Source organism: Phormidesmis priestleyi ULC007, from assembly GCF_003003695.1.
In the GTDB taxonomy this organism is placed as follows: Bacteria; Cyanobacteriota; Cyanobacteriia; order Leptolyngbyales; family Leptolyngbyaceae; genus Phormidesmis_A; species Phormidesmis_A priestleyi_A.
Window position 1 is genome coordinate 1 of the sequence record NZ_PVWG01000053.1, and the last position, 19,602, is coordinate 19,602.

Below are 19,602 nucleotides of genomic sequence, written 5' to 3' on the forward strand. Positions count from 1 at the left end.
GGTTTCATATTGTGAACTCACTATTTGCATGAAACCCTTTCCTAACCCCCTTTTGCAAGCTTTTGTCCTGTACTTAGGGCTACAACACACGAGTAGGCGAACGAGGATCGGCGCTGTCAGGGGGACAGAGACAGCGCATTGCGATCGCGCGTACTGTTCTGCAAAATCCCCGGATGCTAATCCTTGACGAAGCCACTAGCGCCCTAGATTTGTATAGCGAACGTCAAGTTTGTCAAAACCTAATGGCTGCTTTTCAAGGACGAACTGTATTTTTCATCACGCACCGATTAGCCACCATTCGCAACGCCGATCGGATTTTGATGATGGACAAAGGCACGATCGCGGAACAAGGAACACACGTCGAACTAATGGATATGAAAGGGCTGTACTACTGTCTCTATCAGCAACAAGAATCGCAACAATAGCGCAAATCAGGAACCCGACTATGACAACAGCCAATGAACAGCCAACGGACAATGCCCCTTCTCTCCCGATCGACGCAGCAAGGGCAACTCTCCCCGCTCCTAAGCTTCCTCTAAAGTCACCGCAGTTTGAGCATCCATTAATGCTGCAACAAACTTCTGTGTGGTCACGGGCGATTTTATGGGGGCTGATGGCAACGGCAACGATCGCCGTGCTGTGGGCAAACTTCTCCAAAATTGAAGAAGCGATTCCGGTGCAAGGCAAACTAGAACCGCAAGGTGCAGTTAAAGATGTTCAAGTCCCGGTCAGTGGCGTTGTCAAAGCCGTTTATGTTCAGGATGGGCAACGGGTCAAAAAAGGCGATCGGCTGCTAAGTCTTGATCAAACTAGTCCACAGGCACAGCTAAATTCACTGGCTCAAGTTCGGATCGCTCTCCTACAAGAAAATCAGTTTTATGAGGCGCAAATGCAAGGCAAAACTGTCGCGCTCTCAGGACTTAAAATTCAGCCTCAGTTTCTGAGCTTAACCAAAAGTCGAGCGGCGATCGTGGCAGAAAACGACCTATTTAGAACTCAGCTTGATGGTTTGCCTCAAGAATCGCTTACCTCTGGACAGCAGGAGCGATTGCAATCAAACCAGGCAGAGTTGAATAGTCGTGCGATCGCGGCTGGTCTAGATACCGAGCAACTGCGGCGGCAATTTAGTCAGACTCAAGTCAAGTTGAGAGGACTGAGAAAAACGCTGGCACTCAATCAGAAGATCTTAACGGACATGAAGCCCGTTGCTGAAAGTGGTGCAATCTCGCAAGTGCAATATCTCAAGCAACAGCAAGAAGTCACTACTAGCCAATCGGAAGTGGATCAATTAATTGAGGAGCAAGCTCGTCTTGAAGCCGCGATCGCACAATCGCAAGTGAAAGTGCAAAACACGCTGCAAGTCGATCGTAAAGACAACACGGCGCAACTGGCGCACAACGATCAGAAGATTGCAGAAATTGACAGCCAGTTAACAAAGGCAATTGTTGAGAACAACAAAAAAATCTCAGAGATTGATAGCCAAATTACTCAGTCGCAACAAACACTAAAATACAGTCAGCTAAACGCTCCGGTGAGTGGAACAGTCTTTGAACTGAAAGCACACGCGTCTGGATTTGTGGCATCACCTGCCGAACCCATTCTCAAGATTGTGCCTGACGATTCGCTAATTGCAAAGGTGTCGATTACCAATCACGATATTGGTTTTGTCAAAGCAGGGATGGCAGTTGATGTTCGCATCGACTCGTTTCCCTTTAACGAATTTGGTGACGTGAAGGGAACGATCGTCTGGATTGGATCAGATGTGCTGCCGCCGACTCAAATTCAGCCGAGTTACACGTTTCCGGCAAAGATTCGGTTAGAGCGGCAATCGCTGATAGCGGATGGACGAGAAGTGCGCCTCCAGTCAGGGATGTCGCTAAGTGCCAACGTCAAGATCAGAAATCGCACAATTATGAGCATCTTTACTGACCAATTTACAAAAACAGCAGAAAGCATGAAATCTGTCCGGTGATTTCGTCGTTTTTAGCAGCGATTTTGGTTGAGTTTCACCTGATTGCTTTTGCGAGAGCTATTAGACTTCCTGCATAAATACTCCGCCCTCACCCTCACCCTCTCCCCACGAAGAGGGAACAAGAGAGTTCTGGCTCTATGGGTTAGCGAGGGCTTCGCCCCACTTCGTGAGAAGGGCAATTCATACTTGCATTCAGCAATGCCAATAATCTTTCATTCAGCAAACATCTCCGCTAAAGTATCAAGCACTATTCTTTGTTCACTAAGACTGAATCAAGATTAATCAGAAAAACATCAAATCGCTTGGCTACCACTCCCACTCAACTTGATCCCAATCGGTTGTAGTTGCTTCATCCAGAAGGATGTCATCGCGTTGGGTTGCCATTGAGGCAAAAGCTGTGTCCCAGCCATTACGTAATTGTGATGCGGCACGGATAGTCAGTTAGTCGCCTTGGACTTCGATCTCAACTTCTGAATCAATCCCGCTTTGCTCTAAGAGAGTTTTGGGAATACGGATTCCTTGAGAGTTGCCAATTTTAACAATTCGAGTCCTGATGCTTGCGCTCATAGTGAGATCATCGCAAAACAAATGTAATTACCTTGTAGTTACCAGTGAAACGATCGACAAGCAAAGTCAGGAATTAAGCTCATGTCTGGTTAGCTGACCGCATATTTAGCGATCGGGTAAGGCTTTGCACTTCAACTGATGGGTACGTTGAAACTTCATCTCAATAGAAGGCAGTAGGATGAGGAATGACGCGTGAACGATGAACTAATGGCTGGTGAAACTCGGATTGAAACAGATAGCATGGGCGCGATCGCCGTTCAAAACGATCGCTATTGGGGCGCACAGACGCAGCGATCTCTGATCTATTTTGCGATCGGGCACGACACGATGCCGCGAGAATTGATTCGGGCATTTGGCATTCTCAAACGAGCCGCCGTCACGGTCAATCAGGCATTGGGCAAACTGCCAGACGAGCAGGCTCAACTCGTGATTCGGGCATCTGATGAAGTGATTGCGGGAAAACTAGATGATCACTTTCCGTTGAGTGTGTGGCAGACCGGAAGCGGCACTCAGACCAATATGAATGCCAATGAGGTGATTTCTAATCGAGCGATCGAGATGGCAAACGGCATATTAGGAAGTAAAACTCCGATTCATCCTAACGATCACGTTAATATGTCTCAGTCATCTAATGATACGTTTCCAACCGCGATGCATATTGCATCCGCCGAAGTGATTCATCAGCGATTAATTCCGATGATGACAAAGCTGCGAGATGCATTATCAATTAAATCAAAAGAATTTGAAGACATCATTAAAATTGGTCGCACTCATTTGATGGATGCTGTTCCACTCACGTTAGGTCAGGAATTCTCTGGCTATGTGACTCAACTTGATCAGGGGTTGCAGCGCCTTCAAGCGACGCTACCAGGACTTTATGAATTAGCGATCGGCGGCACAGCCGTGGGCACCGGACTCAACACCCACCCTGAATTTGCAGACCGAGCCGCCGCAGAGATCGCAAACCTGACGGGGCTACCGTTTGTCAGTGCGCCCAATAAATTTGCAGCATTAGCCGCCCATGACGCGATCGTGGCAACCAGTGGCGCACTTAAAACGCTGGCTTGTGCGCTGATGAAAATTGCCAATGATTTGCGCTGGATGGGTTCTGGCCCGCGCTGCGGATTGGGGGAATTAACGCTTCCTGCTAATGAACCTGGATCTTCAATCATGCCGGGAAAGGTGAATCCAACGCAGTGTGAGGCGATGACGATGGTGTGTGTGCAAGTCATGGGCAATGATGCTGCGATCGGGTTTGCCGGAAGTCAAGGAAACTTTGAATTAAACGTATTTAAACCCGTTCTCATTCACAATCTTTTACATTCGATGCGGTTGCTCTCTGATGCGTGTTGCTCTTTTACTGATCACATGGTCGTTGGCATTGAACCGAATCGCGATCGCATTGACTATTTTCTCAATGACTCATTAATGTTAGTGACGGCATTGAATCCAAAAATTGGCTACGATCGGGCGGCTCAAGTTGCCAAAAAAGCCTATCAGGACAATACAACCCTGCGAGAGAGTTGTGTTGCATTGGGCTATTTGACAAGCGAAGAATTTGACGCGATCGTGCGCCCAGAGCGAATGATCAGTCCCTAAGAATCGTGAATCATTGCGTACGGGCATGGCACTGCCGTGCCCATTGACTTTGCCAATAACGAATATTATTCAATTCACAATCCTAATTGATTTGCCCTCGCCTACCGTTTATCAAGCCGCCGAATCTGTCTCGCTTCTTCTAAAACTCCTTCAACATCTTCACTCGACAAACGGCGCACATAGTTGACCTTGACTTCCTCTAGCAAATCACTGATCAACGATTGCACTTCTTGGAGCGATCGCTGATCTCCGATCTCACTCATTAACGCCTGACCAAAATTTTTGACCAACTTATTGATCAACTCTACGCCCGCTTTATCTTCTAACACCGTTAGGATCGCACTATAAGCGCCTTCGGTCACATCAGTAACTAACCGCTCATTGATTTGTCGAGGCAAATCACCGATCAGAGGCATCGCTTTTAGCCCTTGATAAGCCGGAGATTGATTGAGAATGGCTTCGACGTTGTGCCGCAATAGCGCCTCTAAATCAGGCTTAATTCTAGGCAGCACTTTGTAAACTGTTATCTTGATCGCATGGCTTGTGAGTTCTTGAATCTCATCGCGCTGATTGAGATCAAGATAAGGGCGAGACTTGGTATGAGCCATCCATCGGGAAAATTCTCCCCGATCGATCGATCGCTGCACTCGATCAATCACCTGCACCACGACCGCCTCTGCAAGTTCTTCTGAAATGTTAGAAATCAGCCCTTGACTGGTCTGAGCGCGAACTCGCTCCCAGCTCACAAACCCGGCTTGTTCTAACCGCATTGCTACCGGAATGGTTCGCAGCCAACGCCAGAAAGGTAAGAGCAAAAACACGTCATACCAGCGCCACAGCATGGCATCGAGCCAACTCAGACTCTTATATTTGCGACTGATATAAAACGTTCGCGCTAAAAATTCCAGCCCAAAGAGGATGACAAACGGCAGATCGAGTTGCCAAAAATAATCGGTAAATTCGCCATTCTCTCCGATCGTTCGATAATAATTGACGGCAATTAAGGGACGGATCTCACGATCGAAAAATTGCAGTTCGCGATCAACGCCCTTTTGCTGAAGATAGGTTTCACTCCAAAACTGATTAAACGCCTGACGCGCTGATTCGTTGCGGCGTTGCCCAAAAATCTGATCTCGCATCCGATTTTTGATCTTCTCTAGTGCGCCGCTCTTATTAGCCACTGCAAACGGGTTAGTTTCAATCATCTCGGTGCTGCGATCGCGCAACTCTTGCAGCCGTTGTGCCACTTGCGGATTTTGCAATCCACCCTGCTGTAGTTCTTGCTTTAAGGCATCGACGGCTTGCAGATATTGCGTCGTGTCACGATGAGGTTCGATGCCCTTAATCGGGTCGTACCACTGCGTCACGACGGGCACATGACGAAACCAAAAATCGCGCCATTGCACATAGGTCAGGTCAAAGGCGACGAGTCCTAGATTGGCGGTGGCCACGATCGCCATCACCCGCTCAAACCAAAGATTTTTGCGACGAGGCACTTTATTAAGGGCTGGAGAAGGAGTCATATCACACCAGAGTTCCCGTTTCTAAGCCTACTACAGAGTGTGAGGTGAAACGGGACTCATAGACCTCCTGCACAAATCCGGGAACGCCCCCTAAATCCCCCATTCTGGGGGACTTTGAAACCGCAAGTCTTCTCAAAGTCCCCCAGAATGGGGGATTTAGGGGGCACAAGCCGACCTAAACGGAGCAAGATCTGAGAGAGCTTATATCGAGAATTTTATTCATGCAGGAGGTCTAATGGACAATCACCGCAGCGATCGACGGCTCACTTGAGGACAGTAATGTTGTGAAGCCAGTGACATCGCAAGCTGAGTGGGAATAACAGCAACTTCTATTTGTTTCTGAAGCCGTTCTGCTTCCCGGCGGTTCCTAGGGCTATAAGTCTCCATTGCCATTCCAGTAGAATCCATTGCATTTCGGTAAGTGGTTTCCATGATTTCGTTGTCAGACTTTCCACTTTGCCGAGCTTGACAATAGTCTCTAGCGGCACTGGTTAATACCTCTGGGTTCGCTTCAACCAAATTTTTAACCGAACTGCTGCCATAAGGATTTTGCTGCAACATCTTTCTGACTGCTTTGAGATAAGCGGTATCTTTTGTGTAGTCTTTAGCGGCTTGTTGAGCGTTGAACCCGCAGACCGATCGGGTTAAATCAAGGATTCGCTTTGAGCCAGTCTGCATATAGCATCCATAGTCTGAAGCTGCCGATGCAGGTTGAGTGAGGCTTGTCGGCATCAATGGGAGCGATCGGCGCAGAGTGATGGAAACGATCGTTCAGCGTCCGAATGGGAAGAGTTGAGTCGTAGGAGTTGAGCGATTCATGTTGTGAAGCTCTCAGACTCACTTTAGAAACTGCGACAGAAACCTCAAGAGTTTTTGGAGTTGGGAACTCAGGAAAGAAAAGCTTACTTCTTGTTTTCAGCTTGGTTGAAGAAGTAAACACCCAAGTAAATGGCTACTACGATCAAAATGGGAAACTTGATTGCCAGTATGAATAGCACCCAAAAAACTAGTAGGCCTAACCACACTGAGGCTTCAGATGAGGGATCAGAAGTGGAATTGTTAGAATTTTTTACGTGATTATCGAGTTCAACAATGAATTCCTCATCTGATGTCCTTGGATTTTTAACTTGGGCAGATTGAGCTTTAGCCTGATGGGTAGTGTTAGTTTCATAAAACTTGACAAGTTGCTCGTGAGCCTCATTAATTTCCTTGAATTTCGCTTGAGCTTTTTGTTGTAGCCGAACGTTATAGGAATAGCGATCCGGGTGCCAAACTTGTGCCAATTCCTTATAACTTTGCTTTACCTCTTCAAGCGATGCATTTGGTTGAACCTCAAGAATCGCATAGTACTTGTTGATGTCCATAGTTAGCTTATTTCTACCTGCAAACTCCTGCTGTGAAACCAGAAAGCTGGGGAATTGAAATGGAGTAACGACGCGAATTTACATTGAGATACCCATAAAAAATACCATCTTCGTCTACTACAATCGGTGGATAGTTGGCTCTGGGATTGCAAGCACTGTAGTCTGAAAATTGGGAACCATAATCACTGAACTGATTAAAAATGCTTCTTTTCCCAAACTGGCTTCCTTCGTCGTTGAACTGATTGTTTATGGAGCCTTGATCATATTCGCCACAGGTGATGCAGCCTAAGAAGACGTTGTGTCCTCGTCCACCAAAAATTAGGAAGTGCCCTTCAGCAAGACTTGGCGAGGCAAAAGACACGATACCGATAGGAAGAAGTGTAGAGATAGCTAGACGCAGAAATTTCAACATATTGCCTTGTCTTATGTGGCTCAAAAGTTTGGTGACTATGTTATGTTTCCCACTTAGTCTCAACTATTACCAATATGTAAGAATAATCGTATCCAGTTCCTCTCGTCTGTTACTGCCGCTTTGAGACGCAACATCCTCTAACTCATGGTTGTTTCAACAACAAATCTCCCAATTCTGCCTCACCGTCTACGAATGCTCTCACCCAAACTCGGTATGATTGTCTGAATCATTTCGCCAAGGTGTGAGGAATGGACAGGCTTTTGACGGGTGCAACCGTGATCACGATGAATCCGAGTCGAGAGGTGTTAGAAAATGCCGCGATTTGTGTGATGAAAAGCCCGGATGCGATCGAGACAGAAATGCCAATCAGTATCTTGAACATGAGTAGATCAGAAACGCTATGGTTCAAACATCACTCAATTCAGATAAAGCTCCGGCACAAGTGTGACAGTTAAGCGTGAAGTTTTGATAAATACCTGAGCAGTGGCATAATCGCATGATTAACCTGATCTGCTGGCTAGCAAATTCACCAACATCACCGAAACTAAGAACTCGCAAAACCCGTCTCAACAAGGGATATGATCAGACCCTCTCACAAATTTAATGATCCTACGCTCGATAATGTTGTCATTTTTACCGATTTTGACTTTGGCGCAAGCAACTCCGATTCTGCCTCCTCAAGAAATTATCAAGCCTCAAGAAGTGCGATCGCTCCCAGGTCAACTTGATTCAGTTTTGGTCTTTAATAGCAACAGTCCCGAAGTGGTGCAGACAGAAGGGATTCTGCTTTCAACCTTTCCCCCAACGGGCAAGCGAGTGCCTGCTGCTCATCTCAATCAAGCCTTTGAAGGACGCTTTGATCTCTTTGCCCATCACATTGCTAAAGCTTTAACCCCACAAGATTTAAGAACGCTCTATCTGGGTGTGATCGTCCACAATCCTGGTCAAACGGCGGTCACTTTAGACATTTTGAACGCCGCTAGTTATGTCAGCCAGCCCGATGCTCCCTTTGTGGATCTGCCCTCTTATCTCGATAACGCTACGGGAAAGGTGTTTGCTGGGCCGGGCGGTCGGGCAGTTGGCGAAGTGTTGAGAGGGCAGCGTCAATCGCTCTTTCCGCCTCAGATTGTGATTCCGCCTGGCGAAAGCCGATTGTTGATGAATCTCCCGATTCCAGTGAAGACTTTAACGCCGCCGCTGAATGGTCGATCGACGCTGATGCGCCTTCACAGCACTGGCAAAGTCTACGTTGCCAGCTTAGGAATGTTTGCTAAACCAAACCCAGATGGCAGCGAACGGGAGCCTACGCTAGAAGAATGGCAAACTTTGCTGGATCAAGGCGACTTAGCGCAACCTCGCGACAAAGCGGCTACGCCCATCACTCAATCTAATGAAGCGTTTGCCTATGGGCGAGTTGCCGGAGTCGCGCAGGGTTCTCAGTGGTCAGGACGATTGGTCGATGTGGGCAACGATCGCCTCGCCATTCCTCAACCGGGTCAAGCATTTTCTTATGGGCTAAGTTTGCTTTATCGGGGCACGATGGGCACGGGACAAAATCAAAACGCTAAACTACTCAAGCGTTACCCCGACACGGCTTATGAAGCTCACGGAAACTACGGGATCGAATATAACTTGTCGATGCCGTTGCGAAATTTTACCAACCAAAATCAGGTAGTGACGATCGCCCTAGAAAACCCACTGAAGCGAGAAGACACAAAACAAGGACTGCGATTTTTTGAGCCACCTGCTCGTCAAGTCTTCTTTAGAGGAACGGTCAGAATTCGCTATAACGATGATGCCGGGTTGCCGCAAACGCGATTTGTACATCTGGTGCTGCGTCGCGGTCAGCAAGGCGAACCCTTAATCACCCTGACGATGAAACCCGGAGAGCAACGACTTGTAGCGGTTGATTTGATCTATCCGCCCGACTCTACGCCACCCCAGGTTTTAACGGTCAGAACGCTCGATCAAGCGCGTTGAAATCCTTTCGTGCCTTTCTTTTCGCTCTTTTTGGGTTGCGATTTGGTCACCTCTGCCAGGGCTTCTTGAAAGAGATCGTGCAGGTGAATGGGCACACTCGCGATTTCAGGAAGTTCTGGCTCTAACGGTTTATGGTGCGATCGCAGCAGTGAGTCAAGATCAGCTTTCAAATCAAACTCAGGACGCTGCAAAAATCCTTGCAAAACTTTTTCTAGCTGAACGGGATATTGCTGGGCTAAACGATGCCAAACAAAGGCGTTAATTTCTGGCGCTTCTAGATAGTTACGAATCAGCTTGTCTGCGCCTTTAACGTTTTGCCAGTCATCGGTTTGCAGCAGATTGATGAATTGAGTGTGGGTGGTCAAAAACATCTGCCCCCAACGCGGGTGCGCTAACACTGTCACCTGTTCTGCTTTTTTAAGGTCAGATGGAATATCGATTTGAGGGGCTGCCATTTTGACAGCATCTTTGTTTTCTAGCATTTTCGTTGCTGTTTGAGCATCCATCCCCATTGCTTCGGCAACGTCTCCCAATTCTTCGTCGCTCATTCCTGCGTCTTGCGCCATCTCTGATAGGGATTTAGACCCGTCGATTCCGGCTTCATCTAGACGGCGCTGGGTTAAAAACTCTTGAAATTCGGGAATTTTTTTGCTGAGTTGATAGCCCGGAAGAGTCATTTCATCGCTGCCGAAAAAGTCTAGAAAGTCTTGATGATAGCGATCGACCGATTTCCAGGCTTCCTCTAACAACTCTGGTGCGTCGCCATACAAATCTGATTTGTGGTTCTGTTTAAAGTTTCCGATCGCGACCGCTAATTTTGGCTTGCCTAAGTTACCCATTTGGATGTGAGGACTGAAGAATGTCCAGTAATCATCAACGGGTGCAATTCGCGTTAGCAAAATTTCTCCCACTTTTAGCCGCGCCATTTCTTCTAGCGTTGCTGAATTGTTAGGCTTAACGATGTAGGTTTTGGTCGTCAGCCAATTCATCAACTCAAATCCGTCAGGCAAAATTTGTTGAATCGCAAACAGTCCTGTGAAAGCGCGTTTCCAATCTGAAAGGAGTTGTCGATCGTGCTCAGATAACCCCGATTCGCTCTCAATAAATAAATCCAGCGGCGTTTTATCGCCCACCTGTCCGGCACTCAGAAAAGCATCGACTGCTAGATCCTGCTGTTTGCGGTCTTTTTGCTGAGATCGCGCTAGTTGTTCGGCGGTGTAGGTTTCTAGAGCCGTCGCCAAGTCTCCCTCAGCGTCTAAGACAAAATCTGTCAATGCCTGCTTTAACTCGTTTGCCCGCTCTAAAATTGAGTCCACGCTTTGTCTCCGATCGCTTTGGTCAAGATACGCTTTCACTGTAGCGGTAGATCGGCATTCTGAGACAGATTTTTGGCAATCCAGCGCAACGAATCTAAAGAATTTCTCGCAACCGTTGCAGAGCCGATTTAATCTGTGACAATTCTTGCGGATCAAGTTGATCAAATCGCTCTTTTAAATAAGCAATGTGTGCAGGAAACACGTCTTCAAACACCTGCTCACCTTCTGACGTTAAGACGATCAAAAAGCATCGACGATTTTTAGGCGGCACTTCACGTCGGACTAAGCCTTTTTGCTCTAAGCGATCGACAATCCCCGTTAAGGTGCCTTTAGTAACCAGCGTTTTTTCTGCCAGTTGATTCATAAACATTCCCGATGTGTTGCCGAGCGTCGCAATCACGTCAAATTGCGGCGGTGTCAGTCCCAATTCGCGAATGTGGGCTTCATCGTATGCACAAAATGCCTGATAAGTCTGAGCTAACTCCCGCAGCATTGGCATGAATGGCTCTTGGGCGGCACTTTTTGCATTGAGTTGAGGCGTTGTGTCTTGAAATTGGTTGGCTTTTATCGGCTTCACAGGGTCGGCTATTAAGAATATTAATAATTTTAGTATTGCATATCAAACAGTATCAATACAAACAGTTTATTTAATCGCTTTTAAGGAATCGACTGTATATGTCCTTTTGTGGAGACGATCGCGCAAAGCTCTGAGTCGGGAAATTCTGGTTCTAACTTGGCAGACTCGTTTTTTACATCTACGTGTTTGAGGCGGAAATTTCCTGATGTTTTTTCATTGAACAATACCCAAAGCGGATATTCCCAATCATCCTCGCCAGAAATCAGCCCGATCGTGTGGCAGTGATCTCGATCGATCACAGTGTCCACAATTTTGCGATCAGTAATCTCTAAATATTTAAGAGAGCCACCGAAATAAATTTGTTGACGTGGTAACCACAAGATTGATTCCGACTGTCCCTGTGCTAAATAAGGTGACCAATTTGGCAAGGGAACTAGAGGGTGCCTAATTGGAGTTAAGGCATATAAAATTGCCACAACTCCAATCAGACTCGTCAGCTTAACAGACAAATTACTTCTTATTTTGAGACAATCCGCTAAATAATAACTAATAATCGGGGTTTGTAATATAAATAGAGGCAGAAGCAATCGATTTCCCCAAGGTTGCCACTTTAATAAATAGCAATACAACAAATAACCAGTCGCGATCGCTCCTGACAAAAGGAGTAATCTCAACTTCTGATCAGCTCGGCGAAAGTACGAACTCCATAGATAAGAGACTGCTACCACTCCCAAAATCAGATGGATTGGATTCGCAACTGAATCTTCCATCGGAAATAGTAAATTCAGAGGCGAAGTCCTTATAGTGCTAAAAGCGACAACGGGATTGCCAAGTGTTAAAGCAGGCTTGTTAACATCAACCTTCAGAAAATACTCATGGATCAATGTGATGAATTGTCTAAGTCCGGGCAGCGTTAAATTAAGCGATAGATTTTTCAGAAAGATTGAGATTAGCTCAGGCAGACTATTAACTTCACTTCTAGTTCCCATGTCGGTGCCAAGAAATTGATTCAGAGTTTGAGCATTTCTTAACCAGCTCCAAATTGGAAAAGTTAAGCTGCCAAGTCCTACGATCGAGCAAACTTTAACCGTATTCAAACAAGATTTGATTACGCTGGAATTTTGTATAAAACTCCTTCTAAAGGTAAGAAACCCAAACACTACAAATAAAGGAATTCCAAAAATAATTGCGGTTGGTTTTGTCACTAAAGCCAAACCAAGTGAGCCGATCATCCAAAAAAGATTAGATTTAAAATCTGGTGACGCAAACAAAAAGTAGGTAAAGCAAACCAGCCAAAAACTCGTCACTAAATCCGTCTGAGTCGTTGTCGATTGAGCGATCGCCATTGGAATGCTGGCACAAAGGACTAAACTAATCCACTGTGCTTGCTCACCAACCAGCTTTTTGGTAAGCAGCGAAATACCAAAAATGCTGCCAACAAATGATAGCCACTGAACACAATTTGCAAAGCGATCGCCACCCGCAAGAATTTGTAGATGTGTGACGATATAGGCTGCACCCGGAGGAAAAGAAATTTGACGTAAACTATGAGTTGGATAATGGGCAACCGTTCGATTTTGAATCCAATGCATTACGCGCGGCATGTGATAAGTCATCGAGTCCCAATTATTTGGAGGCGCGATTAAAGCCGTTATTAAACTAATTAACAGCACTGCGATTGTTACAGCAATCGAGATTTGACTCGCCCGATCAAGGGTTTCAAAATTAGACTTAAGCTTAAAAGTTCTATTAGCGGGTAATTTGCGATAACAGTTCCACAGAACTGAAAAATTCACTAGAGAAGTGATCAGCCAGAACGAAGCAACATGAGTAAAATCAAGCGATCGGGTCAGGCTCAAAAGCTCTGTTGAGAAAATAATCAAACAGCCGTGAATAATACACGCTTTGATAAAAGCCAGCCTAAACTGATTCTCTCTGAGGTAGAGAATTGCGATCGCGAATAGAAATGAAGCAAAAATTAGAACGATCGCCATAGGTCAGAAGGCTAACTTTGAGTCACCGTCACGTATCAGTTTCGACCAGAATAACCCTTAAAAAACGTCAGTTCGACGAGTTTTTTCGCTTCGTTGTCATCGGCTTCTGCCCCCTAAATCCCCCAATTTGGGGGACTTCAAGTCAAAATTTCCGGTTCAAAGTCCCCCAATTTTGGGGGATTTAGGGGGCTTCCCGAATTCACAACCGGAGCGAACCACTTCTGTCGAACTGACGTTAAAAAAAGGCTCCTTTTAAGGAGCCATTTCAGATCACTCAAAGATCACAGTCATTGATTAGCCAAGCACTTTCTTGGCTTCAGCGACGACGTTATCAACCGTGAAGCCAAACTTCTCCATGGCAATGTTGCCAGGTGCCGAGACCCCAAAACGATCGATGCTGACGATCGCACCTTCGCTGCCCGAATATTTGTGCCAGCCAAAGCTAGAAGCCGCTTCAACCACCAACCGCTTTTGATCTGCTTTGGGCAATACGGCATTTTTGTAATGCTCGTCTTGCTCTTCAAACAGTTCCCAGCACGGCATTGAGACGACGCGAACTTTACGACCGTCTGCCCGCAGCTTCTCGGCAGCTTGGACGCAAAGGCTGACTTCGCTGCCCGTGCCGATCAAAATGATTTCGGGCAAGTCATCGCTACCAGACAGAATGTAAGCCCCACGAGCCACGCCTTCAAACGAGCTTCCTTCGAGGTTAGGCAGCGCTTGACGAGTCATTGCCAACAGCGAAGGCTGATTGCGACGCTCGATCGCAATCTTGTAAGCGCCAGAAGTCTCGTTCCCATCTGCCGGACGGAAGACCAACAGGTTAGGAATGGCACGGAGAGACGCGATCGTTTCCACAGGTTGGTGAGTCGGGCCGTCTTCGCCAAGCGCGATCGAGTCGTGGGTCATGACGTAAATCACGCCTGCTTGCGACAATGCCGAGAGACGAATCGCCGCCCGCATATAGTCTGCAAATACTAAAAAGGTCGCGCAGTAGGGAATCAAACCCGAACCCGATAGCGCAATGCCGTTACAAATTGCGCCCATCCCGTGTTCACGAACTCCAAAACGCAAGTTGCGCCCTGCATAGCTGCCCTTCTGGAAGTCGGGGAAGCCTTTTAGCAAGGTCAAGTTAGAGTGGGTCAAGTCAGCCGAACCGCCAATCAGTTCAGGAATCGCTTGAGCCAGAGCGTTTAAAGTCTTCTCAGAGGTTTGACGAGTCGCCAGCGCTTTGTCTGCGGGGGTGTAGGTCGGCAGCGCACTCACCCAACCTTCGGGGAGTTTGCCACTCAAACGACGCTCAAACTCAGCCGCTTCTGCGGGATATTTTGACTTGTAGGTGTCTAGCGCTCCGTTCCAATCAGATTCGAGTTTTGCACCGCGATCGATGGCTTTACGCCAGTGATTGAGCGCATCTTCAGGCACTTCAAACGGGGGATAATCCCAACCTAGGTTTTGACGGGTGGCGGCAACTTCCTCGCCACCTAATGCAGCCCCGTGAACGCCTCCCGTATTTTGCTTGTTGGGAGAACCGTAGCCGATCGTGGTTCTAACTTTAATTAGAGAAGGCTTGTCGGTGACGGCTTTTGCTGCCTCGATCGCCGCTTGAATCGCATCTAAATTCGTGTCGCCATCGGGAACCGCCTGAACGTGCCAGCCATAAGCCTCAAAGCGCATTCCAACATCTTCGGTGAATGAAACCGCAGTATCACCATCAATTGAAATGTGGTTGTCGTCATAAAGGGCGATCAGTTTGCCCAACCCTAAGTGACCCGCTAGTGAACAGGCTTCACCCGAAACGCCTTCCATGTTGCAGCCGTCACCCAAAATTACATAAGTGTGGTGATCGACGATCGTCGCATCCGGTTTGTTAAAAGTCGCCGCCATGTGCGCTTCTGCCATCGCCAAGCCGACCCCGTTACAAATCCCCTGACCGAGGGGTCCTGTGGTCACTTCAACCCCGGCTGTTTCAAAGTTTTCGGGGTGCCCCGGAGTCTTTGACCCCCACTGACGAAATTGTTTAATGTCATCTAAACTGACGCTATCGTAGCCTGTCAAATAAAGCAGGGCATATTGAAGCATCGAGCCATGACCCGCCGACAAAACGAACCGATCGCGGTTATACCAGAAAGGATTTTTAGGGTTGAACCGCATGAATTTGTCCCATAGGACAAAAGACATCGGAGCCGCACCCATTGGCAAGCCAGGGTGTCCTGATTTTGCTTTTTCAACCCCATCGATCGCCAAAAAGCGAATCGCATTAATACAAAGTTCTTCGAGTGATTGGGCTGCAACGACCATGATCTTGTGTGTGTAATGAAGGACGGTTTATGGCTGGGCAGGAATGACAGGCAGAAAAAGTTCAGGTGGCACCGTTTCCTGACAGGGGATCACCTACTCTCTATTATGAACGAGGGTAAGCAATTGTACCTATCAGTAAAAGTTATTAGAAGCTGCCGACTTCTAACAACTTCTTAATAATTTCAGACAAGCGGGCATAACACAAGCATTACTTAACGTATTTTCTAAACGCTAACGTCACATTGTGGCCACCAAACCCGAAGGAGTTAGATAACGCTACCTCTACAGGCATTTCGCGGCTATGGTGGGGCACATAATCTAAGTCGCAGTCGGGGTCGGGGTTTTCTAAGTTGATGGTGGGCGGAACTTTGTCGTGAGCGATCGACATCACCGCCGCAACACCCTCAATGCCACCCGATCCCCCCAGCAGATGCCCCGTCATCGATTTGGTCGAACTCACCGCAATCTTGTAAGCGTGTTCACCTAGCGCCTTTTTCATGGCGGCAGTCTCGGTCGAATCATTCATCGGCGTGCTGGTGCCGTGAGCGTTGATGTAGCTAACCTGTTCAGGAGCCAAGCCTCCATCTTTGAGCGCAAGCTGAATTGCCCTTGCTGCGCCTTCTCCGCCTGGAACGGGAGACGTGATGTGATAGGCATCGCAGGTCATGCCATAGCCGACTATCTCCGCATAGATTTTGGCTCCTCGACTTAGCGCATGTTCCAACTCCTCAAGAATCAAAACTCCGGCACCTTCGCCTAAGACAAAACCATCGCGGCTTTTATCAAAGGGTCGGCTGGCGTGAGCTGGATCATCATTGCGGCTAGACATCGCCTTACACGCGACGAACCCGGCCACTGATAGGGACGTGACGGCTGCTTCGGTGCCGCCGCAGATCATTGCTTGGGCATAGCCGCGCTGCACTAGACGAAAGGCATCTCCGATCGCATTTGACCCGGCTGCACAGGCCGTCACCGCACACGAGTTAGGGCCTTTTGCCCCAGTGTGAATGGCGGTCAGCCCTGCCGCCATATTGGCGATCATCATCGGAATCATGAAGGGGCTACAGCGATCGGGCCCCTTAATGAGGTTAATTTCCTGCTGATCTTCCAGCACTTTCAGCCCACCAATGCCCGTGCCGATCATTACGCCCACCTGTTCTGCATTCAGGTCATTGATAACAAACTGAGCATCTGCAAGCGCCTGCTTACTAGCTGCCACAGCAAGTTGAGCGAACCGATCCATGCGTTTGGCTTCTTTGCGCTCCATATACTCGTGAGGGTCAAAGCCTTTGACCTCGCCTGCAATTCGGCAACCGTGGCGAGAAGCGTCAAACAGCGTAATCGGTGCGATGCCATTTTGCCCTCTCATTAGCCCATCCCAATAGTCAGTTGGGGTGTTGCCGATGGGAGTTATTGCGCCCAGACCTGTGATAACAACGCGCTTACTTACAAGATTTGTCATGATGTCGATTCAAAGGGTTTCAACACCCAAAATTAGAAAAGATTTGAACTCCGAATGTTGACAGTTGAGGGAGAGGGGCAGTTCATCACTCAACCGTTAACACTCAAATTTCTGTTAAGCGGAGGCGGTGACTTTATTGTTGATGTAGTCTACAGCCGATTGCACCGTCAAAATTTCTTCTGCGGCTTCGTCAGGAATTTCGATCTCAAACTCCTCTTCTAGCGCCATCACCAACTCGACCGTATCTAGCGAGTCTGCACCCAGATCATTTTGAAAACTGGCTTGAGGAACCACTGCACTGGTTTCTACACCCAATTGATCGGCGACGATTTTTTGAACTTTCTCGAAAATCTCATTTGCGCTCATAGTCTTCCTCACTCGTTGCTGCCGCAACCGTTTTCACTAAGTTCTAATGTGGTTCTCCCTCCGTCATGTCAGCCATTGAGACGTGTCACACGTGCTTTAGGGACGACATAATTTTGAGCATTTTCACATCTTATCTGAAAGCGCGATCCTTAAGATCTTTGCAAAGCGAATCGTCAGTCAGTTTCCGATCGGGTTCTCTATAAAACCCGCAAATCTTCGGCTCGATCTTGAACGGTGAAAAAATTCTCCCAGCCCTGAAGATCAGCGATGATAGATTTGAATGACAAGTTTTGAGCGACTTAGTTTTTGCTTTAAGACCTGTACTGTTTCTTTTTGATCTTAAACTATGCGATCGTCTACGCTCAAATACGCCTATTTTCCCGGTTGTGTTGCTCAAGGAGCTTGCCGGGAGCTTGACCAATCGACAAAAGCCTTGACTCGAACTTTGGGAATCGAGCTAGTTGAGCTTAAAAAAGCTTCTTGCTGCGGGTCTGGCACCTTTAAAGAAGATTCTCAACTGCTCGAAGACACCGTAAACGCCCGCAATATTGCCTTAGCCGAGCAATTAAATCTGCCTTTGCTGACCCATTGCAGCACCTGTCAGGGAGTCATCGGTCACGTTGATGAGCGGTTAAAAGACGCTCAAGCCAATGATCCTGCTTATCTCGAACAAGTGAATGGATTTCTCACAAAAGAGGGCTGTTCACCCTACAAAGGTTCGACCGACGTTAAGCATCTGCTGTGGGCGCTTGTGGCAGATTATGGGCTGGAAGCGATCGCCGAGCAAGTGACTCGCAAACTTTCTAACTTAAACTGTGCTGCATTCTACGGCTGCTATTTATTGCGCGGACAAGACCACATTCGCTATGACGATCCGTTCAAACCAGAGTCGATGGAGAATGTTTTCCGAACTGTGGGCGCAACCCCAATTTATTATCGCGGTCGGACTCAGTGCTGCGGATGGCCGCTTTCCAGTTATGCCCCTGAACAATCCTTTAAAATGGCAGGAATGCATATTCAAGAAGCGATCGCTGCCGGGGCAGATTGCATGGTCACACCGTGTCCGCTTTGCCATTTGAATCTCGACTCTCGACAGCCCGAAGTTGAAAAGGTGATTGGTCAAAAACTTGGATTACCTGTGCTGCATTTGCCTCAACTCGTGGCCTTGGCGCTCGGTGTCAGTCCGAATGAGTTGGGCCTCGATCGTCATATCGTTTCAACGCGTCCTGTTTTAGAAAAATTGGGACTTTAAAAATGCGTCAAAAGACTTGAGATCCGATCGAATTAAATCACTACACAAGACAGTCGATGCCGAGCGTCTTCATCAACCCTAAAACTGATTTTGCCTTCAAGAAAATCTTTGGCTCCAAGCAAAGCAAAGACATCTTGATCAGTTTTCTCAACGCCCTTGTTTACGACGAGCAAGACATGATTCGAGATCTCATTATTCTCGATCCCTATCAAGCTCCTCGAATTAAGGGAATCAAGGATTCATATTTGGATGTTAAAGCAACGCTCTTTGACGGCACAACCGTGATCATTGAGATGCAGGTCTTGAATGTGTTGGGGTTTGAGAAAAGAATCTTATACAACGCTGCCAAAGCTTTCTCGATTCAGTTAGGGGTTGGAGAAGATTACACACTGCTCAACCCAGTCATCGCTCTGACGATTACGGACTTTGAGATGTTTCCGGGCAACGATCGTGTCCTATCTCGCTATCGACTCAAAGAAAAAGACGACCTGACAGACTACAGCGATGATATTGAATTGGTGTTTGTCGAGCTACCAAAGTTTAACAAGACGCTAGATGATCTCGAAACTCTGGTAGACAAATGGCTATATTTCTTGAAGTCTGCGAACCAGTTAGAATCGGTGCCAGCCAAAATGAGAGAAGTGGCAGCGATCGACCATGCCTTCACGGTGGCAAAGCAGAGCAGATTGAGCCGTAAGGAGTTAGAAGTGCTGGAGAATCGACAAATGGTTTTGCATGACAACCGCAATGCCATCCTCAAAGCCAAACAGGACGGGCGACAAGAAGGACGACAAGAAGGGCGACAAGAAGAGCGTCTGGAAATTGCCCGATCGCTCCTTGATCTTCTAGATACAGAAACGATCGCCCAGAAAACAGGACTGACGATCGCTCAAGTTCAGCAACTCAGGTGATCTAGA

Annotated in this window: 17 protein-coding genes and 1 pseudogene; 6 read left to right on the top strand and 12 right to left on the bottom strand. The window is 47.4% G+C overall.

The genetic code is table 11. From position 1 onward, the window contains the following. Positions 1 to 77 precede the first annotated feature (77 nt). Together C7B65_RS23495 and C7B65_RS23500 are read left to right on the top strand one after the other, a co-directional pair. A pseudogene (locus C7B65_RS23495) lies at positions 78 to 425 on the top strand (ATP-binding cassette domain-containing protein); the annotation flags it as partial. Between the two features lie 20 nt (positions 426 to 445). Continuing rightward, positions 446 to 1,972 carry a beta-barrel domain-containing protein gene (locus tag C7B65_RS23500; RefSeq protein ID WP_073072784.1) on the top strand — a complete coding sequence of 509 codons (1,527 nt, stop codon included), beginning with the start codon at positions 446 to 448 and terminating at the stop codon, positions 1,970 to 1,972. Positions 1,973 to 2,413: 441 nt separating this feature from the next. Here the strand turns inward: C7B65_RS23500 and C7B65_RS28945 are convergent, their stop codons facing one another. Further along, positions 2,414 to 2,539, bottom strand: a complete 126-nt coding sequence (locus C7B65_RS28945) for an AbrB/MazE/SpoVT family DNA-binding domain-containing protein (protein WP_244913276.1) — start codon at positions 2,537 to 2,539, stop codon at positions 2,414 to 2,416. A 192-nt stretch (positions 2,540 to 2,731) separates the two neighbouring features. Here C7B65_RS28945 and fumC point away from each other — a divergent pair, with 192 nt between their 5' ends. After that, positions 2,732 to 4,138: a class II fumarate hydratase gene (gene fumC, locus C7B65_RS23510; RefSeq protein ID WP_244913277.1), complete on the top strand. Its 1,407-nt coding sequence runs from the start codon at positions 2,732 to 2,734 to the stop codon at positions 4,136 to 4,138. Between the two features lie 101 nt (positions 4,139 to 4,239). Here the strand turns inward: fumC and C7B65_RS23515 are convergent, their stop codons facing one another. From C7B65_RS23515 to C7B65_RS28110, 5 genes are all read right to left on the bottom strand, one after another. Beyond that, positions 4,240 to 5,661, bottom strand: a complete 1,422-nt coding sequence (locus C7B65_RS23515) for a hypothetical protein (RefSeq protein WP_181314487.1) — start codon at positions 5,659 to 5,661, stop codon at positions 4,240 to 4,242. Positions 5,662 to 5,904: 243 nt separating this feature from the next. After that, positions 5,905 to 6,393 carry a hypothetical protein gene (locus tag C7B65_RS23520; RefSeq protein ID WP_143162065.1) on the bottom strand — a complete coding sequence of 163 codons (489 nt, stop codon included), beginning with the start codon at positions 6,391 to 6,393 and terminating at the stop codon, positions 5,905 to 5,907. Positions 6,394 to 6,563: 170 nt separating this feature from the next. Next, positions 6,564 to 7,025 (bottom strand): DnaJ domain-containing protein, encoded by a 462-nt coding sequence (locus tag C7B65_RS23525; protein WP_073072779.1) that lies wholly within the window; start codon positions 7,023 to 7,025, stop codon positions 6,564 to 6,566. A 13-nt stretch (positions 7,026 to 7,038) separates the two neighbouring features. Further along, positions 7,039 to 7,437 carry a hypothetical protein gene (locus C7B65_RS27495; protein ID WP_143162064.1) on the bottom strand — a complete coding sequence of 133 codons (399 nt, stop codon included), beginning with the start codon at positions 7,435 to 7,437 and terminating at the stop codon, positions 7,039 to 7,041. A 226-nt stretch (positions 7,438 to 7,663) separates the two neighbouring features. After that, positions 7,664 to 7,819 carry a hypothetical protein gene (locus tag C7B65_RS28110; RefSeq protein WP_181314488.1) on the bottom strand — a complete coding sequence of 52 codons (156 nt, stop codon included), beginning with the start codon at positions 7,817 to 7,819 and terminating at the stop codon, positions 7,664 to 7,666. Positions 7,820 to 8,058: 239 nt separating this feature from the next. Here C7B65_RS28110 and C7B65_RS23530 point away from each other — a divergent pair, with 239 nt between their 5' ends. Next, the gene (locus tag C7B65_RS23530) at positions 8,059 to 9,417 is read left to right on the top strand and encodes a DUF3370 domain-containing protein (protein WP_181314489.1); all 1,359 of its coding nucleotides are present in this window, start codon (positions 8,059 to 8,061) and stop codon (positions 9,415 to 9,417) included. On the opposite strand, the gene C7B65_RS23535 is transcribed toward C7B65_RS23530, so the two are convergent. From C7B65_RS23535 to acpP, 6 genes are all read right to left on the bottom strand, one after another. After that, positions 9,405 to 10,733: a hypothetical protein gene (locus C7B65_RS23535; RefSeq protein ID WP_073072855.1), complete on the bottom strand. Its 1,329-nt coding sequence runs from the start codon at positions 10,731 to 10,733 to the stop codon at positions 9,405 to 9,407. The genes C7B65_RS23530 and C7B65_RS23535 overlap by 13 nt on opposite strands. A gap of 94 nt (positions 10,734 to 10,827) precedes the next feature. After that, complete coding sequence (locus C7B65_RS23540; protein ID WP_244913278.1) at positions 10,828 to 11,310, bottom strand: MarR family winged helix-turn-helix transcriptional regulator; 483 nt, start codon at positions 11,308 to 11,310, stop codon at positions 10,828 to 10,830. An 80-nt stretch (positions 11,311 to 11,390) separates the two neighbouring features. Then, complete coding sequence (locus C7B65_RS23545) at positions 11,391 to 13,304, bottom strand: ArnT family glycosyltransferase (protein WP_073072774.1); 1,914 nt, start codon at positions 13,302 to 13,304, stop codon at positions 11,391 to 11,393. 294 nt (positions 13,305 to 13,598) lie between these two features. Beyond that, complete coding sequence (tkt, locus tag C7B65_RS23550; protein ID WP_073072772.1) at positions 13,599 to 15,605, bottom strand: transketolase; 2,007 nt, start codon at positions 15,603 to 15,605, stop codon at positions 13,599 to 13,601. A 208-nt stretch (positions 15,606 to 15,813) separates the two neighbouring features. Next, complete coding sequence (fabF, locus tag C7B65_RS23555) at positions 15,814 to 17,067, bottom strand: beta-ketoacyl-ACP synthase II (protein ID WP_073072770.1); 1,254 nt, start codon at positions 17,065 to 17,067, stop codon at positions 15,814 to 15,816. Positions 17,068 to 17,181: 114 nt separating this feature from the next. After that, positions 17,182 to 17,433 (bottom strand): acyl carrier protein, encoded by a 252-nt coding sequence (gene acpP / locus C7B65_RS23560; RefSeq protein ID WP_073072769.1) that lies wholly within the window; start codon positions 17,431 to 17,433, stop codon positions 17,182 to 17,184. 346 nt (positions 17,434 to 17,779) lie between these two features. Between acpP and C7B65_RS23565 the strand changes: the two genes are divergently transcribed. Together C7B65_RS23565 and C7B65_RS23570 are read left to right on the top strand one after the other, a co-directional pair. Then, positions 17,780 to 18,685 carry a CoB--CoM heterodisulfide reductase iron-sulfur subunit B family protein gene (locus C7B65_RS23565; protein ID WP_073072767.1) on the top strand — a complete coding sequence of 302 codons (906 nt, stop codon included), beginning with the start codon at positions 17,780 to 17,782 and terminating at the stop codon, positions 18,683 to 18,685. A 56-nt stretch (positions 18,686 to 18,741) separates the two neighbouring features. Then, positions 18,742 to 19,596, top strand: a complete 855-nt coding sequence (locus C7B65_RS23570) for an Rpn family recombination-promoting nuclease/putative transposase (protein ID WP_073072765.1) — start codon at positions 18,742 to 18,744, stop codon at positions 19,594 to 19,596. The last annotated feature ends 6 nt before the right edge of the window (positions 19,597 to 19,602 follow it).

Bases quoted from the DNA above. Each gene is read 5' to 3' on its own strand.
- fabF (WP_073072770.1), bottom strand. From the start codon at position 17,067: ATGACAAATCTTGTAAGTAAGCGCGTTGTTATCACAGGTCTGGGCGCA.
- C7B65_RS28110 (WP_181314488.1), bottom strand. From the start codon at position 7,819: ATGTTCAAGATACTGATTGGCATTTCTGTCTCGATCGCATCCGGGCTT.
- C7B65_RS23570 (WP_073072765.1), top strand. From the start codon at position 18,742: ATGCCGAGCGTCTTCATCAACCCTAAAACTGATTTTGCCTTCAAGAAA.
- C7B65_RS23520 (WP_143162065.1), bottom strand. From the start codon at position 6,393: ATGCCGACAAGCCTCACTCAACCTGCATCGGCAGCTTCAGACTATGGA.
- acpP (WP_073072769.1), bottom strand. From the start codon at position 17,433: ATGAGCGCAAATGAGATTTTCGAGAAAGTTCAAAAAATCGTCGCCGAT.
- C7B65_RS23500 (WP_073072784.1), top strand. From the start codon at position 446: ATGACAACAGCCAATGAACAGCCAACGGACAATGCCCCTTCTCTCCCG.
- C7B65_RS23530 (WP_181314489.1), top strand. From the start codon at position 8,059: ATGTTGTCATTTTTACCGATTTTGACTTTGGCGCAAGCAACTCCGATT.
- C7B65_RS28945 (WP_244913276.1), bottom strand. From the start codon at position 2,539: ATGAGCGCAAGCATCAGGACTCGAATTGTTAAAATTGGCAACTCTCAA.
- C7B65_RS27495 (WP_143162064.1), bottom strand. From the start codon at position 7,437: ATGTTGAAATTTCTGCGTCTAGCTATCTCTACACTTCTTCCTATCGGT.
- C7B65_RS23565 (WP_073072767.1), top strand. From the start codon at position 17,780: ATGCGATCGTCTACGCTCAAATACGCCTATTTTCCCGGTTGTGTTGCT.
- C7B65_RS23515 (WP_181314487.1), bottom strand. From the start codon at position 5,661: ATGACTCCTTCTCCAGCCCTTAATAAAGTGCCTCGTCGCAAAAATCTT.
- C7B65_RS23545 (WP_073072774.1), bottom strand. From the start codon at position 13,304: ATGGCGATCGTTCTAATTTTTGCTTCATTTCTATTCGCGATCGCAATT.
- C7B65_RS23525 (WP_073072779.1), bottom strand. From the start codon at position 7,025: ATGGACATCAACAAGTACTATGCGATTCTTGAGGTTCAACCAAATGCA.
- tkt (WP_073072772.1), bottom strand. From the start codon at position 15,605: ATGGTCGTTGCAGCCCAATCACTCGAAGAACTTTGTATTAATGCGATT.